Source organism: Janthinobacterium sp. SUN118 (assembly GCF_030397695.1).
In the GTDB taxonomy this organism is placed as follows: domain Bacteria; phylum Pseudomonadota; class Gammaproteobacteria; order Burkholderiales; family Burkholderiaceae_D; genus Janthinobacterium.
The window spans coordinates 1,894,877-1,910,188 of record NZ_JAPUBV010000001.1; the positions used below are offsets into that span (position 1 = coordinate 1,894,877).

Annotated in this window: 14 protein-coding genes; 11 read left to right on the forward strand and 3 right to left on the reverse strand. The window is 67.4% G+C overall.

Annotated features, from left to right (window positions below):
* Positions 1 to 37 precede the first annotated feature (37 nt).
* Positions 38 to 517, forward strand: a complete 480-nt coding sequence (locus O0880_RS08645; protein ID WP_289886011.1) for an Rrf2 family transcriptional regulator — start codon at positions 38 to 40, stop codon at positions 515 to 517.
* Positions 518 to 527: 10 nt separating this feature from the next.
* On the forward strand, positions 528 to 1,442 hold the full coding sequence (locus tag O0880_RS08650; RefSeq protein WP_289886012.1) for an NAD(P)/FAD-dependent oxidoreductase: 915 nt from the start codon (positions 528 to 530) through the stop codon (positions 1,440 to 1,442).
* Between the two features lie 6 nt (positions 1,443 to 1,448).
* Here the strand turns inward: O0880_RS08650 and O0880_RS08655 are convergent, their stop codons facing one another.
* A complete protein-coding gene (locus tag O0880_RS08655) occupies positions 1,449 to 2,357 on the reverse strand; it encodes a Ku protein (RefSeq protein ID WP_289886013.1) in 909 nt (302 codons plus the stop codon).
* A 3-nt stretch (positions 2,358 to 2,360) separates the two neighbouring features.
* Positions 2,361 to 3,347 carry an SDR family oxidoreductase gene (locus O0880_RS08660; RefSeq protein ID WP_289886014.1) on the reverse strand — a complete coding sequence of 329 codons (987 nt, stop codon included), beginning with the start codon at positions 3,345 to 3,347 and terminating at the stop codon, positions 2,361 to 2,363.
* 126 nt (positions 3,348 to 3,473) lie between these two features.
* On the opposite strand from O0880_RS08660, the gene O0880_RS08665 reads away from it, so the two are divergent.
* The 6 genes from O0880_RS08665 to O0880_RS08690 all read left to right on the forward strand — a co-directional run bounded on the left by O0880_RS08665 (position 3,474) and on the right by O0880_RS08690 (position 6,938).
* On the forward strand, positions 3,474 to 4,043 hold the full coding sequence (locus O0880_RS08665; RefSeq protein WP_071323050.1) for a TetR/AcrR family transcriptional regulator: 570 nt from the start codon (positions 3,474 to 3,476) through the stop codon (positions 4,041 to 4,043).
* A 67-nt stretch (positions 4,044 to 4,110) separates the two neighbouring features.
* Positions 4,111 to 5,751, forward strand: a complete 1,641-nt coding sequence (sulP, locus tag O0880_RS08670) for a sulfate permease (RefSeq protein WP_289886015.1) — start codon at positions 4,111 to 4,113, stop codon at positions 5,749 to 5,751.
* Positions 5,748 to 6,137, forward strand: a complete 390-nt coding sequence (locus O0880_RS08675; RefSeq protein WP_289886016.1) for an Imm1 family immunity protein — start codon at positions 5,748 to 5,750, stop codon at positions 6,135 to 6,137. The genes sulP and O0880_RS08675 overlap by 4 nt, the downstream gene beginning before the upstream one ends.
* 1 nt (position 6,138) lies before the next feature.
* The gene (locus O0880_RS08680; RefSeq protein ID WP_289886017.1) at positions 6,139 to 6,399 is read left to right on the forward strand and encodes a hypothetical protein; all 261 of its coding nucleotides are present in this window, start codon (positions 6,139 to 6,141) and stop codon (positions 6,397 to 6,399) included.
* Positions 6,389 to 6,766 carry a DUF2750 domain-containing protein gene (locus tag O0880_RS08685; protein WP_289886018.1) on the forward strand — a complete coding sequence of 126 codons (378 nt, stop codon included), beginning with the start codon at positions 6,389 to 6,391 and terminating at the stop codon, positions 6,764 to 6,766. Before O0880_RS08680 ends, O0880_RS08685 begins: the two co-directional genes overlap by 11 nt.
* Positions 6,759 to 6,938 carry a hypothetical protein gene (locus O0880_RS08690; RefSeq protein ID WP_289886019.1) on the forward strand — a complete coding sequence of 60 codons (180 nt, stop codon included), beginning with the start codon at positions 6,759 to 6,761 and terminating at the stop codon, positions 6,936 to 6,938. The genes O0880_RS08685 and O0880_RS08690 overlap by 8 nt, the downstream gene beginning before the upstream one ends.
* Positions 6,939 to 6,942: 4 nt before the next feature.
* Here the strand turns inward: O0880_RS08690 and O0880_RS08695 are convergent, their stop codons facing one another.
* Positions 6,943 to 7,422, reverse strand: a complete 480-nt coding sequence (locus O0880_RS08695; RefSeq protein WP_289886021.1) for a GNAT family N-acetyltransferase — start codon at positions 7,420 to 7,422, stop codon at positions 6,943 to 6,945.
* Positions 7,423 to 7,664: 242 nt separating this feature from the next.
* Between O0880_RS08695 and O0880_RS08700 the strand changes: the two genes are divergently transcribed.
* From O0880_RS08700 to O0880_RS08710, 3 genes are all read left to right on the forward strand, one after another.
* Positions 7,665 to 10,727 (forward strand): PAS domain-containing hybrid sensor histidine kinase/response regulator, encoded by a 3,063-nt coding sequence (locus O0880_RS08700; RefSeq protein ID WP_289886023.1) that lies wholly within the window; start codon positions 7,665 to 7,667, stop codon positions 10,725 to 10,727.
* The gene (locus tag O0880_RS08705) at positions 10,724 to 12,901 is read left to right on the forward strand and encodes an ATP-binding protein (protein ID WP_289886025.1); all 2,178 of its coding nucleotides are present in this window, start codon (positions 10,724 to 10,726) and stop codon (positions 12,899 to 12,901) included. Before O0880_RS08700 ends, O0880_RS08705 begins: the two co-directional genes overlap by 4 nt.
* Positions 12,902 to 13,075: 174 nt before the next feature.
* Entirely contained in the window at positions 13,076 to 15,280 is a 2,205-nt protein-coding gene (locus O0880_RS08710) for an EAL domain-containing protein (protein ID WP_289886028.1), read from the forward strand.
* The last annotated feature ends 32 nt before the right edge of the window (positions 15,281 to 15,312 follow it).

Sequence of the window (15,312 nt, forward strand, 5' to 3'; positions counted from 1 at the left end):
ACTTGCGTTTATTCTTATTCGTAACTATACTTGTTACATGAAAACACCGAGCCGCCTCTCCACCGTCCTGCATGGCCTGCTGCACATGGCCGGGCAGGTGGAACCCATGACGTCCGAAACCCTGGCGCAATGCCTGCACACGCATCCCGTGGTGGTGCGGCGCAGCATGGCCAGTCTGCGCCAGGCCGGCCTCGTGCACTCGCTGCGCGGCCATGGCGGCGGCTGGTCGCTGGCGCGGCCCCTGTCGGCCATCAGCCTGCGCGACGTGTACGCGGCCCTGCAGGAAACGCTCAGCGTGAAGGTCGACATCGGCGCACCCCATGCGCAATGCCTGGTCGAGCAAGCCGTCACGCGCGTGCTGGCCGACGCCTACCTCGAAGCGGAAGCCCTGCTGGTGGCGCGCCTGGGCGAGATCAGCCTGCAAGCTCTGCTGCTCGACATAGGCAATGGCGCGCCGTTCATCGCCGGCGGGCCGCCGCCGGCAGGCTTGCTGGCCCATCCCCCCACCCCATCCTGAGGAATCGACCATGTTTGACGTCATCATCATCGGCGGCAGCTTTGCCGGCCTGTCGGCCGCGCTGCAACTGGCGCGCACGCGCCGTCCCATCCTTGTCATCGACGCGGACGCGCCGCGCAACCGTTTTGCCGCCCACGCGCACGGCGTGCTGGCGCAGGACGGCAAGCCCGGCGGCGTCATCCTGGCCGAAGCGCGCGCGCAGCTGGCCGCCTACCCGAACGTGACGCAGTTGTCGGGCACGGTGCGGCAGGCAGAAGCTCTTGCTTCCGGCAAGATCGCCTTCGCCGTCACGCTGGACGATGGCAAGCGCGTCGCAGGCCGGCGCCTGATCCTGGCCACGGGCGTGCGCGACGTGCTGCCCGAACTGCCGGGCGTGGCCGAACGCTGGGGCCGGACGGTCTTGCATTGCCCGTATTGCCATGGCTATGAAATCGGCGCCGGCCCCATCGGCGTGCTGGGCCGGCTGCCCGCGTCCGTGCACCAGGCCAGCCTGATCGCGGACTGGGGCGACGTGACCTTGTTTACGGCCGGCATGCCGCCGCTCGACGGGGAAGCGCTGCAATTGCTGGCGCGGCGCAAGGTGACGACAGAGAGCGTGGCCGTCACGGCCATCGAGGGGGCGGCGCCGGCCATCGACGGCCTGCGGCTGGCCGACGGCCGGCTGGTGCCCTTGCGCGCGCTGTTCCTCGCCGCACCCGTGCAGCAAGCCAGTGCCCTGGCGCAGCAGCTGGGCTGCGTGCTGGAAGAGGGCATGATGGGGCCCCTCGTGCAAGTGGACGCCATGAAGATGACATCCGTGCCGGGCGTGCATGCGGCCGGCGACGCGGCGCGCGCCATGGCCAATATCACGTTTGCCATGGCCGATGGCGTGATGGCGGCCGTGGGCGCCCACCATGCGCTGATCACGGAGGAGGGGCAGGCTTGATACCGGTCAAGCGGCCTTGCGGCGGGACGCGGCCGGCTTGCGCGCGGCGGGCTTGGCCACGGTGTGCGCCGCCCGTTTCCCGCTAATGCCGGCAGCGCTTTTGCGCGCTGCGGCGGGGGCTTTCCTGCCCAGGCTTTGCTGCAGCAGGGCCACCAGGTCGATCACATTGCTGCCGCGGTCTTCCTCCGGTTCGGGCGCGGGCGGCGTGATGGTCTTGGTCTGCTTCGCCTTGATTTTCTTTTTGACCAGCGCCAGCACGTCTTCGCGGTAGCTGTCGTGGTATTGCTCCGGGTCCCAGGCTTCGCTCATGCCATCGACGAGGGACAGCGCCATCTTGAGTTCCTTGTCGCTGATGCCGGCCGCTTTCAGGGTGCTGCCGGGCAAGTCCAGGTCGTCCGTGGGACGCAGCTCGTCGGCATAGCGCAGGGTGTTGAGCACGATGGCGTCCTTGACGCACACGAGCGCGCACAGGTGCTGCTTGGTGCGCATGACCACGCTGGCGATGCCCACTTTGTTGGCTTTGCGCAAGGTTTCGCGCAGCAGCGCGTAGACTTTCTCGCCCCCTTTCGCGGGCAGCAGATAGTACGGGTGTTCATAAAACGTCAGCGGCACTTCGGCCGCATCGACAAAGGTGAGGATGTCGATGGTTTGCGTGGCTTTCACGTTGGCCTGCTTCAAGTCTTCCTCGGACAGCACCACGTATTCATCCGTCTTGTATTCATAACCCTTGATGATGTCGTCCCATTCGACTTCCTTGCCCGTCTGCTTGTTGTAGCGCTTGTAGCCGATGGGCGCGAAGTCGCGCCGGTCCAGCATGGACAGATCCAGTTCATGGTCGAGACTGGCTGAAATCAGCTCGACGGGGATATGCACGAGGCCAAAGCTGATGGCGCCTTTCCACAGTGCGCGCGCCATCGCCTATTCCCCCACGCTGCCGGTGACGGGCAGGACGATGCCCGTGATGTAGCTGGAACAGGCGGGCGAGGCCAGGAAGACGTAGGCGGGCGACAGTTCCTCGGGCTGGGCCGGGCGGCGCATGTCCGTGTCCGCGCCGAATGTCTGGATCTCTTCCGGCGATTTGTCGGCCGGATTGAGCGGCGTCCACACGGGGCCGGGCGCGATGGCGTTGACGCGGATGCCTTTTTCCAGCAGGTTGCCGGCCAGCGCCATGGTAAACGCATGGATGGCGCCCTTGGTGGTGGAATAGTCGAGCAAGTGTTTCGAGCCTTGCAAGCCCGTCACGGAACCCGTGTTGATGATGGCCGCGCCCCGCTGCAAGTGGGGCAGCACGGCCTTGGCCATGTGGAAGTAGCCGTAGACATTGGTCTTCATGGTCAGGTCGAAGCGCTCCTCGCTCAGGTCGAGCAGGGATTCCGCGTGTTCCTGGAAGGCGGCGTTGTTCACCAGCACGTCGATATGGTTGAACTTTTCCATCACCTGACTGACGGCTTGCTGGCAAAAACCGTGGTCGCGCACGTCGCCGGGGAGCAGCAGGCAGCTCTGGCCTTCCGCTTCCACGTAGCGTTTCGTTTCGTTGGCGTCTGCGTGCTCGTTCAGGTAGATGATGGCCACGTCGGCCCCTTCGCGCGCGTACAGCACGGCCACGGCGCGGCCGATGCCCGAGTCGCCGCCCGTGATGATGGCCACCATGCCGGCCAGCTTGCCGCTGCCGCAATAATCGGGCGCCAGGAAACGGGGCTTGAGCTGCATGGCCGCTTCGATGCCGGGCTTGGCCAGGTGCTGGGCGGGCAGGGGCGCGCCGGGCTGGCTGCGGCTGCCCGTCTGCACGGGCTGCTTATTGTCCACGTTGGCCGCCCTGGGCGGCCTGGCGGCGTCGCGTTGGTCCTGCTCGTGCTGTATCGTGCGCTGCAAGTTGCCCGCGGACTGGTCCTTGTTCTCGTTCATGCTGGCCTCCCTCAAAACGAAGGTCCAGTATCGGCGCGGCAGGGGCGCCATACGGTGCGCTTGTTAACAGAGTGGCGCAAACAGGCGTAAAATTATATGATGATTGACCTTATTGTGGGAGGCAGCATGAAAGTGAGCAGGGAACAGGCGGCGCTGAACCGCGAGCGCATCGTTGAAACGGCGGCCAGGTTGTTTCGCGAAAAGGGCTACGATGGCATCGGCGTGGCCGACCTGATGAAAAATGCGGGCCTCACGCATGGCGGCTTCTATGGCCATTTTGCCTCCAAGGAAGATCTGATGGTCGAGGCATGCCAGCATGCGCTGGATAAATCCTTGCAAGGGTGGCAAGCCAAGGTCGAGCATGACCCCAAACAGGCGCTGCCGGCCATCATCGACAACTATTTGACGACGAAGCACCGCGACCAGCCCGGCACGGGCTGCCCGGCGGCGGCCATGGGCGTCGACGTGGCGCGCATGTCGCCCGGCGCGCGTCCCGCGTTTACCAGGGCGACGCAGCGGCAGTTCGCGCTGCTGGAAGGCTTGTTGCCGGAAGGCGATCCCACGCAGCGGCGCCAGCAGGCGATCGCCACGTTTGCCGCCATGGTGGGTGCCATGGTGCTGGCCCGTTCCGTCGATGACGACGGCCTGTCGGCGGAAATCCTCGCGGCCGTGAAGGCGCAATTGCTGCCGGACTGATCACGCGCCCCTGTCAGCCGGCCGCGCCGCATGATAGGCTTCGGTTTTTCAGATTTCGGGATCATTCATGCTGCTCTGGCTCAGGCAATACCGGCGTCCTCTGTTGGCCGGAGACATCACCGCCGGTATCGTGGTGGCCATGATGATGGTGCCGCAAGGCATGGCTTACGCGCTGGTGGCCGGCTTGCCGCCCGTGGTGGGCATCTACGCCAGCATCCTGCCGCCCGTGCTGTACGCGTTTTTCGGCAGCAGCATGACGCAATCGGTCGGCCCCATGGCCATCGTCTCGCTGATGACGGCCGCCGCCCTGGCGCCGCTGGCCGACCCCGGTTCTTCCCTGTACATCGTGCTGGCCGCCCAGCTGGCTTTCATCAGCGGCCTCGTCCTGCTGCTGTGCGGCGTGCTGCGCCTGGGCTTCATGGCCAGCTTCTTATCGCGTCCCGTGATCAGCGGTTTCAGCAATGGCGCCGCCATCCTGATCATCTGGGGCCAGATCACGCCCTTGCTCGGCGCGAGCCTGCCGCACTGGCATGCGCCCAGCCTCGTGCTGGGGCTGGCCAGCCTGGTGTTCCTGTGGCTGGCCAAACGTTATCTGTCGCGCCTGCTGCAGCGCTGCGGCCTGAATAAAGTCGCCGCCGACGTGGGCGCGCGCCTGGCGCCGATGCTGCTGGTCATCACCGGCATCATGCTGGTTACGTATTGCGGCCTGGACCGTATGGGCGTGCAGACGACGGGCCACGTACCGAGCGGCTTGCCGGGCCTGAACCTGGCCACCTCGGGCGCTCATTGGCGCACCTTGCTGTCGCCGGCGCTCTTGATAGCCTTCATCGTCTTTTTGATGAGCATGTCCGCCGCGCAGACGCTGGCGCAAAAGCGCGGCGAAAAGCTGCACACGAACCGGGAACTGCTGGGCCTGGGCGCGGCCAACGTGGCCAGCGCGCTGTCGGGCGGCTTTCCCGTTACGGGGTCCATTTCGCGCTCGGCCGTCAATTTCCAGGCGGGCGCCAACACGCCGCTGGCCAGCATCATCACGGCCGGCCTGCTGGCGCTGGCGCTGGTGGCGCCCACGGGCTGGCTGGCCCTGCTGCCGTTGCCCGTGCTGGCGGCCACCATCATCTTTGCCGTGTCCAGCCTGCTGGACTGGGATACCTTGAAGTTATCGTGGCGCTATGACCGCAGCGACGCGCTGGCCCTGCTGGCGACGACGGCCGGCGTGCTGGTGCTGGGCGTGGAAGCGGGCGTCGTGATCGGCGTGCTGCTGTCGATGGGCACCCTGATCTGGCGTGCCAGCCGCCCCCATATCGCCGTGCTGGGCCGCATTCCGAATAGCGAGCATTTCCGTAACGTCGAGCGCTACGAGGCGCAAACCCTGCCCGACGTCTTGCTGCTGCGCATAGATGCGGGCTTGTTCTTCGGCAATGTCGAAGCCGTCACGGAGCGCGTGGAGGACGAGTTGCGCGGCCATCCGACGGCACGCCACCTGGTGCTGGTCTTGTCGGCCGTCAACCAGATCGACAGCACGGCCTTGCTGGGCTTGATCGAGCTCAACAGCGCGCTGAGCAAGCGCGGCATCAGCCTGAACCTGGCCGAAGTGAAAGGCCCCGTGATGGACCGCCTGCGCCAGAGCAGCCTGCTGCAAGACCTGAGCGGAAAACTGTACCTGAGCACGGCGCTGGCGACGGCCGACCTGAGTGGAGGAAACGCATGACGATGGAACTGAATCTGCACGGCGATGCGCGCGCCGTCGACACCGTCCTGGCGCTGGAACAGGCGTTGACGGAAGCGCGCACCCTGGCCCAGTGCGAGCTGTGGCTGACCCTGGCGGCGGACGCGGAGCAGGGCCCGGCCCTGTGCATGCTGCGCAACGGCGGCAACGCCTGGCTGATGTACCTGTCGGGCCAGGACGACCTGAGCTTTCATTCGCTGGGCGATGAAGAGGCCGACGGCGCGTGCAGCTATCTGCTGGCGAATGGCCAGGTGGACGAGTATCCGGAAGCCTGGTGCGTGGACGTTGCGCTATGCCATCGGGCGCTGGCCGAGTTTGTCGCAACGGGCGGTGCGCGTCCCGCCAGCATCGCGTGGCAGGCGGATTGACATGCCGCAAACCATCATCGCCGACATCGACAGGGACTTGTACGCCGCGCTGGACGCCAGGGCAGGCTTGCTCACGCTGCGCGCCATCCTGCTGCGCTACAAGGCCAGTGGCGTGACGGCCGCGCAAGTGGCCGGCCTGCTGCAGGAACTGCGCCCCGCCACGCAGGAGGGGCCGCTGGAAGACGCGATACTGGACGCCCTCGACATGGTGACGGGCTGGTGCGGGCCGGCGTTGAGGGTCTGGGACGACCATGCATCCTGAAAAAGTCAAACAGGTGGCACAGTTGCCGGCGCAGCAGCGCTACGGCTATTTCGTGCGCAAGGCGGCCGATACGCAAGAAGTCTGGGGGTTGTATCACGATGGCTGGGCCACGGCGCACGCACACGGAAAGGTGGCGATACCGTTCTGGCCCGAAGCCGCGTTTGCGCAGGCGTGCGCCAGCGGCGACTGGGCCGCTTACCAGCCGCGCGCCATCGCGCTCGCTGATTTTCTGAACAAATGGTTGCCCGGCATGCAGGAAAATGAGCAGCTGGCCTCGATCTTTGCCGTGCCGCATGGAATGGCCGTCATCGCGTCGCCGCCTGCCTTGCTGGAGGACTTGCAACAGGAGGCAGAACAATATGAGTGAGCGCAATGAACGCCTGGATGCCTGGTATGACGGCTCGGCCGTCTGCCTGATCGCCGTCGGCGCGCACGGCGACCCGCTGGACCTGGGCGACGACGAAGTGCGCGCCCTAATCGCGAAGCTGCAGCGCTGTCTGGCCGAGTCCGAGGCAGCTTCGGCGGCGAGCGAAGACTGACGGCTCAGACCGCCTCCAGCGCCTTTTCCATCGCCACGCTGGCCAGGCTGATGCCGCTCGGGTGTGCATACGCTTCCTCGCGCAAGGCGACAAAACCGGCAGCAGCGTAAAACGGCACGGCGTTCAGCGAGGCGGACAGGTGCAGGCGGCGAATGCCGCGCCCGCGCGCCAGCTGCTCCAGCGCCGCCAGCAGCCGCTTGCCGATACCCAGCCCCGCTCGGGTGGGATCGACGAAGACGGCATCGACTTCATGTTTATTGATGTCCAGCATGGCATAGCCGGCGATGGCCTCGTCCTGCATCGCGACGATGCCGCCGCCTTCGGCCAGCATGGCGGCATAGCCGTCCGGCACGGGCGAAGCCGTCCACACGGCAATCTGCCCGGGCGCATAGTGCGCGGCGCAACCGACGCGCACGGCCACGGTGCGCAAGGCCCACAGGGCGGCCATGTCGGCGGGCAGGGCGGGGCGCAGGGCGATGGTCATGGACGCTCTCCAGGCAAAGGCCCATGCTAGCGCAATGGGATGCAGGTGGCCAGCACTGCCGCCCCGCAAGAAAAGATTGCCCGAAGGAATAGACTTGCCCATCCAGTTGACGTTATCATGTTTTTGTAAGTGTCGGTGGCTGGCAAGCCGGCGCATTGGTGAAACATGGTGACAGGCGAAAGCGGGCGTGGGCATGGCGAATGATGCGTGATGTGCCGGGCGGCGTGAGGCCTGGTGGCGGAATGGGCAGGGCAGCGGCGCGCCGCTGCTGCCGCGCATTGCTGCTGGCGCTGTGCCTTGCCACCGGCGTCGCCGCGGCCGCCGCGCCCCTTCCCGCTCCCGCCCATGGCCAGCGCATCCTCTTCCTCAATGCTTACGATTACGGCCGCGCCGGCGTGGAATCGTACACGCGCACCTATGTGGCCGCCATGACGGCGGCCGGCCTGGCCAGCGAAGATATCATGGTCGAGCACCTGAACCTGAATACCCAGGGCGACCCCGCGTTGCGCAATGAGATGCGCGATTTGTTGCTTTTAAGATACACCCAGATGATGGGACGCAAGGTCGACCTGATCGTCGCCATGCAGCAGCCGGCGCTCGACTATCTGGTGTCGGACCTGGCGCCGCTGGCGCGCGGCGTGCCCGTGCTGGCGATCAATACCTCGGGCAAGGCCTTGCCTGCGGGCAGTCCTGCCGTCATCTGGCAGCAAAAGGCGAATGTCGATTTCCCCGGCACCCTGGCGCAGGCGATGGCGCTGTTTCCCGATACCCGGACCATCGTCATGGCCGTCGGCGCCAGCGAGGCCGACCAGGTCCTAAAGCGCAGCATGCAGCAGGCGGCGCAGGCGTGGCGGGGCAAGGTGGCCATGCAGTATCTGGACGGCCTGACCCTGGCGCAGATGCGCGCGGCCGTCGCGCAGCTGCCCGCCGATACCGTATTGGTGGTGAGCAACGTCAACCGCGACGCGGCCGGCGCGATCGCCACGCCCGTGCAGTTTGCCGGGGAACTGGCGCGGCTGGCGAACGTGCCGGCCTTCGGCATGTACAACGCGAATGTGGGCAAGGGCATCCTCGGCGGCTCCATCCTGCATATCGAACGGGCCGCGCAGCAGGTGGCGCAGATGTCGCTGGCGCTGCTGGCGGGCAAGGCGCCTGCCGCGCCGGGCGCCTTGCTGCCGCCCGCGCATCCCGTGCCCATGTATGACTGGGAGCAGCTGCAGCGCTGGGATGCCGACATCAGCCGCCTGCCGCCGCACGCGCTGTTCGTCAACCGTCCGCCCGAACTGTGGCATGAGCACCGCGCCGCCGTGCTGGCCGTGGGCGCCGTGTTCATCGTGATGGCGGGCCTGCTGAGCGCCTTGCTGCTGCAGCGCCGGCGCTTGCGCCGCGCCGAGAGCGAGGCGCGCGAAAGCGAGCAGCGCTTCCGCATCCTGGTGGAACACGCGCCCGAAGCCATCGTCGTGTATGACCTGGACCTGGACCGTTTCATCGACGCCAACAGCAGCGCGCAGCGCATGCTGGGCATGTCGCGCGCAGAACTGCTGGCGAAGGGGCCGTTCGACCTGTACAGCGCGGAGCAGCCCGATGGCCTGCCATTGGGCCTGATGGTGGAAGAGCATTTGCGGCGCGCCATGCTGGGCGAACCCATCCACGTGGAGCGCCATGTGCGGCGCGCCGACGGTTCCGTCTTTCCCTGCGAAGTGCGGCTGGTGAAATTGCCGATGGAAGGGCGGCGCCTGGTGCGCAGCGGCATCGTCGACATTTCCGAGCGCAAGCACAGCGAACAGGAGCTGCTCGGCTACCGCGACCACCTGGAAGAACTGGTGCAGCAGCGCACGGCGGCGCTGTCCGTCGCCGTCACCGAGGCCGAATCGGCCAACCGCGCGAAGAGCGTGTTCCTGGCCAACATGAGCCATGAGCTGCGCACGCCCCTGAATTCCGTGATCGGCTTTTCGCAGATGATGGCCGATTCGAGCAGCATGTTCGAGGAAGAAAAGCACAACCTGGCCATCATCAACCGCGCCGGCCACCACTTGCTGACCTTGATCAATGACATCCTCGAACTGTCGAAGATCGAGGCGGGCCGCATGCAGCTGCAGGCGGGACCCGTGGACTTGAACGGCTTGCTCGACGAGGTGCTCGAGATGGTGCGCATGCGTTCGGGCAGCCAGGGCATCGCGCTGCGGCTCGAGCGTTCCAACGTGCCGCCGCTGGTGCGCCTCGATGGCGCCAAGCTGCGCCAGGTGCTGCTCAATTTGCTGTCGAACGCGCTCAAGTTCATCGAGCAGGGCAGCGTGACGCTGTCGCTCGCGTGCCAGCCGGCCGGCGACGATGGGCAGGTGGCGCTGGCGTTCGCCGTGCGCGATACGGGCAGCGGCATCGCCGAGCAAGACCTCGAGCGCATCTTCGAGCCGTTCGTGCAGGCCGACAGCGCCGTGGCGCAGGCCGGCACGGGACTGGGCCTGACCATTTCGCGCGAATTCGCGCGCCTGATGGGCGGCGACCTGCGCGTCGAATCGACGCTGGGCGAAGGCTCCATCTTCCATTTCGACCTGCGCGCGCCGCTCGTGCTGCGTCCCGCCGCCGCGCCGCTGGCGCCGGGACGGGTGGCGCGCCTGCCGCCGGCCCAGCGCGGGCGCACGGTGCTGCTGGTTGACGATGACGAGAATTGCCGCAAGCTGCTGGCCGGGCTGATGGCGCCGCTGGGCTTCCTGCTGCAGGAGGCGGCGGGCGGCACGCAGGCGCAGGCGCTGCTGGCGATGCAGCGCTACGACCTGGTGCTCAGCGACTGGCGCATGCCGGACATGGATGGCCTGGCCCTGACGCGCTGGCTGCGCAGGCAGGCGGGACTGGCGCAGCCGCGCCTGGTGATCATGACGGCTTCCGCCTTCGAGGAAGAAAAGCAGGAGGCGCTGGCGGCCGGCGCCGACGGTTTCCTGCGCAAGCCGATCGAGCAGGAACACCTGTTTGCCATGCTGGAGCAGCAGCTGGGCCTGCGCTTCCAGCGTGCCGCCGCCCAGGTGCCGGGTATGCAGGGAGCGCCGGCGGCGGCCTTTGATTTTCAGCAGGCGCTGGATCAGCTGGGCGCGGCCGAACGGCAGGCATTGCTCGAATCGGTGCAGGCGCTCGACTTGCGCCGCAGCGCCATCGTGCTGGCCGGCGTGGCCACGCGCTGGCCGCAGCTGGCCGCGCATGTCGCCGCCATGCTGGAACAGCACGAGTACCAGCAGCTGTGCGCGGCGCTGGCGCCGTGCGCCGACCTGCCGGCCATGGACGCCACCCTGCGCCAGAGGGCCGACGCATGACGCGGTCCGCTCCCGACAATACGCGCCTGGGCGGCGTCTCCATCGTGCTGGCCGTCAGCGTGGCGCTGACCTTTGTCGTCACCGCGCTGCTGCTGGTGTTTGCCGTGCTGTTTTACCAGTCCGAACGCGAGGAGCGCTGGCAGCAGCTGTACCGCAGCCTGTCCGTCAGCGCCGACCAGCTGGCCGTGGCCATCGAACTGCCGCTGTGGAACCTCGATGAAAAGCAGATGCTGGCCATCATGCGCAGCACGCTGGGCAAGCGCGACCTGGTGGCCAGCGCGCTCACGCCGGGCATCGGCAGGGAGGCGCTGGCCCTGCGCCGCAATGCGCACGGCGGCTTCGACAGCCTTTCCGTGCTGCCCGACGATGCCGGCCTGCTGGTGGCGAGGCGTCCGGTGACGATGGCCGGACAGGTCATCGGCGGCGTCGCCGTGTATGCCACGCCGGCCCTGCTGCACGCGCAGCTGCGCCAGCGCGCGCTGGCCATCGGCGCCATGATCGTGGCGCTCGACGTGATCCTCGTGGCCAGCATCTGGCTCGTGCTGTGGTGCCTGATGCTCAAGCCCCTGCGCGCCATCGGCCAGTACGCGGCCGGCGTCAGCGCGGGGCAAAGCGAGGCCTTCGGCACGCCGCCGCAAGCGTGGTTCGCGGGCGAGCTGCGCACCCTGTACCGCTCGATCCGCGACATGGTGGCGCTGCTCGACAGCCGCTACCGCGCCTTGCAGCGCAGCGAGGAGCGCGTGCAGATGGCCACGGGCGCGGCCAGCATCGGCATCTGGGACTGGAACGTGATCGGCGATGAACTGCAGTGGGACGAGCAGATGTACGCGCAGTTCAAGGCCGATGCGGGCAGCGGCACGCCGCCGGCGGCCATCTGGCGCGCGGCGCTGGTGCCGCAGGACGTGGCGGCGACCAAGGCGGCCCTGCGCGCCGCGCTGGCGTCCGGGCACGCGTTTTCGCACGAGTACCGCATCCTGTGGCCCGATGGCGGCATCCGCTACATCAAGGCCGACGCCGTGATCTTCCGCGACGGCGCGGGCCAGCCCATGCGCCTGGTCGGCTCGAACTACGACATCACGGCGCACCGCGAGGCGGAGCTGGAACTGCTGCGCCACCGCCACCACCTGGAGGAGCTGGTGGCCGAGCGCACGGGTGCGCTGTCGGTGGCGGTCAGCCAGGCGCAGGCGGCCAACCGCGCGAAGAGCACCTTCCTCGCCAACATGAGCCACGAGCTGCGCACGCCCTTGAATTCCGTGATCGGTTTTTCGCGCCTGATGGCCGCCTCGCCCAACATGCAGCCCGATGAAAAGCGCAACCTGGCCATCATCCACCGCTCGGGCAATCACTTATTGACCTTGATTAATGAAATCCTCGAGCTGTCGAAGGGCGAGGCGGGACGGCTGCAGCCGCAGGCGGAAGTGGTGGCGCTGGCGCCGCTGCTGCAGGAAGTGATGGACATGCTGGGCATGCGCGCCGAGCAGCAGGGCCTGGCGCTGCGCCTCGATTGCGTGGCCGTGCCGCAGGCGGCCGTGCTCGATGCGACGCGCCTGCGCCAGGTCTTGCTGAACCTGATGTCGAACGCCGTCAAGTTCGCGGGCGGCGGCAGCGTGACCTTGCGCGTGCGCGGCGAGCGGCTCGACGGCGATGCCTGGCGGCTGTCGTTCGCCGTCAGCGACACGGGCGTCGGCATCGCCCTCGACGACCAGCAGCGCATCTTCGAGCCCTTCGTGCAGGCCGACAGCGCGGGCGCGAAGGATGGCACGGGCCTGGGCCTGGCCATCTCGCGCGAATTCGTGCAGCTGATGCAGGGCGAGCTGACGGTGGAGTCGGTGCCGGGGCAGGGCGCCACTTTCCGTTTCAGCATACCCGTGCAGGCGGCTCCGGCGCCATCGGTCGCACTGGCCTCAGCGCCGGCGCCATTGCCGCAGCCGCCAGCGCCCGACATGCGGCCGGCGCTGCGGGCGCAGGACCTGGCGCCGCTGGCGCAGGACGAGCGCGCCGCCTTGCTGGCGGCGCTGCGCGCATTGAACCTGGCCCGCGTGGCGCAGCTGCTGGCCGCCTTGCCGGCGGCGGCGGGGCCGTTGCTGGAGCCATTGCAGGCGATGCTGGAGCGGCACGAGTATCGCCAGTTGTGCGCGCTGCTCGAGGCGGAGGACGTGCCGGCGCAGCCGTGAAAGTGTGGACTGACAACATCGAATTGTTTGAAAAGACGGCCAAAGTGCCGCTGGTGGATGGTGCTAAATTGCAATAAAGATTATGATGATGGTATGTAGTTCACCGCAAAGAAATGTCTTGTCCAGTGCGGCGCCAGCGCGCCGCGCCTCATCCAAAGCTGAGAGAACTGCTACATGCACCGCGATTTTTCGGAAGTGAACGCCAAGGGCGAAGTACTGATCGTTGAAGACACGCCGGCTTCGCTGAAACTGTTGAGCGACTTGCTGGGCGGCGCCGGGTATGCGGTGCGCCAGGCGCCGAACGGCGAACTGGCCCTGTGGACGGCGCAGGCGCGCCCGCCGGAGCTGATCCTGCTCGACGTGCGCATGCCCGGCCTCGACGGCTTTGAAGTGTGCCGCCGCCTGAAGGAGATTCCCTCGCTGCGCCAGGTGCCCGTGATCTTCCTGTCGGCGCAGTACGATACGGATGACAAGGTGCGCGGTTTCGCGCTGGGCGCCGTCGACTTCATCGCCAAGCCGTTCCAGGCCGAGGAAATCCTCGCCCGCACCGACGCCCACGTGCGCCTGGGACGGGCGCAGCTGCAGCTGGCGCAGGAGCGCGCCAACCTGGAACGCCGCGTGGCCGAACGCACGGCGGAGCTGGAACAGGTGGCCAGCACGCTGGCGCGCGAAGTGCAGATCCGCCGCGCCAACGAGGAATTGCTGCGCCTGTCCGGCCAGGTCTTCGAAGCCACCCAGGACGCCATCCTGATCACCGATCCGGCCGGCGTCATCGTCACCTCGAATCCCGCGTTTACGCGCATCACCGGCTATACGGCGCAGGAAGTGCTGGGCACCGACATCATGCGCCTGCATGCGCAGTACACGGGCGAAGCCGTGCTGCTGGCCATGCGCCAGGGACTGCGCAGCAGCGGCTGCTGGTCGGGCGAGGTGCAGACGCGGCGCAAGAGCGGCGACACCTATCCCTGCCTGCTCAGCGTCTCCACCGTGCATGGCCCGGACGGCGCCGTCGTCAATTACGTGGGCGTCTTCCTCGACATCAGCGAGCGCAAGGCCGAGCAGCACCTGATCGATTTCCTGTCCTACCACGACGCGCTGACGGGCTTGCCGAACCGCGTGCTGATGCGCGAGCGCTTCGAGCAGGCGCGCGTGAACGCCGTGCGCGACGGCCAGCAGGTGGTGCTGATGTGCCTGGACCTGGACCGCTTCAAGAACATCAACGACTCGCACGGCCAGGCCGTGGGCGACAAGGCGCTGCAGGTGGTGGCGCGCTTCCTGACGGGCTGCGTGCGCGAAGGCGACACGGTGGCGCGCCAGGGCGGCGACGAATTCCAGATCCTGCTGCAGGACGACGCCCTGTTGGGGCGTACGCTTGCGCTGGCGCAAACCATCCTGGCCGGCCTGCGCGAGGAGCTCAGCGTCGACGGCGAGCGCCTGGCCCTGACCACCAGCATCGGCATCGCCCTGTGTCCGGCCGACGGCGACAGCCTCGACGACCTGCTGCGCCACGCCGACACGGCCCTGGTGCGCGCCAAGGAAATGGGGCGCGACCACTACGCCTTCTTCACGGAGCGCATGGGCAGCGATATCCGCGCCCGCCTGGCCATGCAGCAGCAGCTGCGCGGCGCCATCGGCCGCGATGAATTCGAGGTGCACTACCAGCCGCAGATGTGTCTGCGCACGGGCGCCATGCTGGGCGCGGAAGCGCTGCTGCGCTGGGATAATCCGGTGCTGGGCAAGGTACCGCCCGGCCTGTTCATCGCGCTGGCCGAGGAATACGGCTCGATTACGGCCATCGGCGAATGGGTGCTGGAAAGCGTCTGCGCGCAGATCCGCAGCTGGCACGACGCGGGCCTGGGCAGCATCAAGGTGGCCGTCAACCTGTCCGGCAAGCAGTTCGCGCAGGACCGCACGGTGCCGTTCGTCGAGGCGACCCTGCGCAAGTACGGCATCGCGCCGGCCTGCCTGGGCATCGAAATCACGGAAAGCACGGTGATGGGCGATCCGGACAAGGCCGTGGCGGCCCTCACGCGCCTGAAGGATATCGGCGTCGGCATTTCGCTCGACGACTTCGGCACCGGCTATTCCAGCCTGGGCTACCTGAAGCGCTTTCCCATCGACGTGCTGAAAATCGACAAATCCTTCGTCGACGACGTCACCACCAGCAGCAGCGACGCGGCCATCGCCCGCTCCGTCATCTCGCTGGCGCACAACCTCGACATGCGCGTCATCGCCGAAGGCGTGGAAACGCGCGCGCAGGTCGATTTCCTGACGGAGCACGGCTGCGACGAAATGCAGGGCTATTATTTCAGCCGCCCGCTGGCCGCCGCGCCTTTCACGGCGCTGCTGCGCGAACGGCGCGTGCTCGACGTGGCGTAAGCACGCCGCCGCGCCCTGCATGCGCCGCGGTG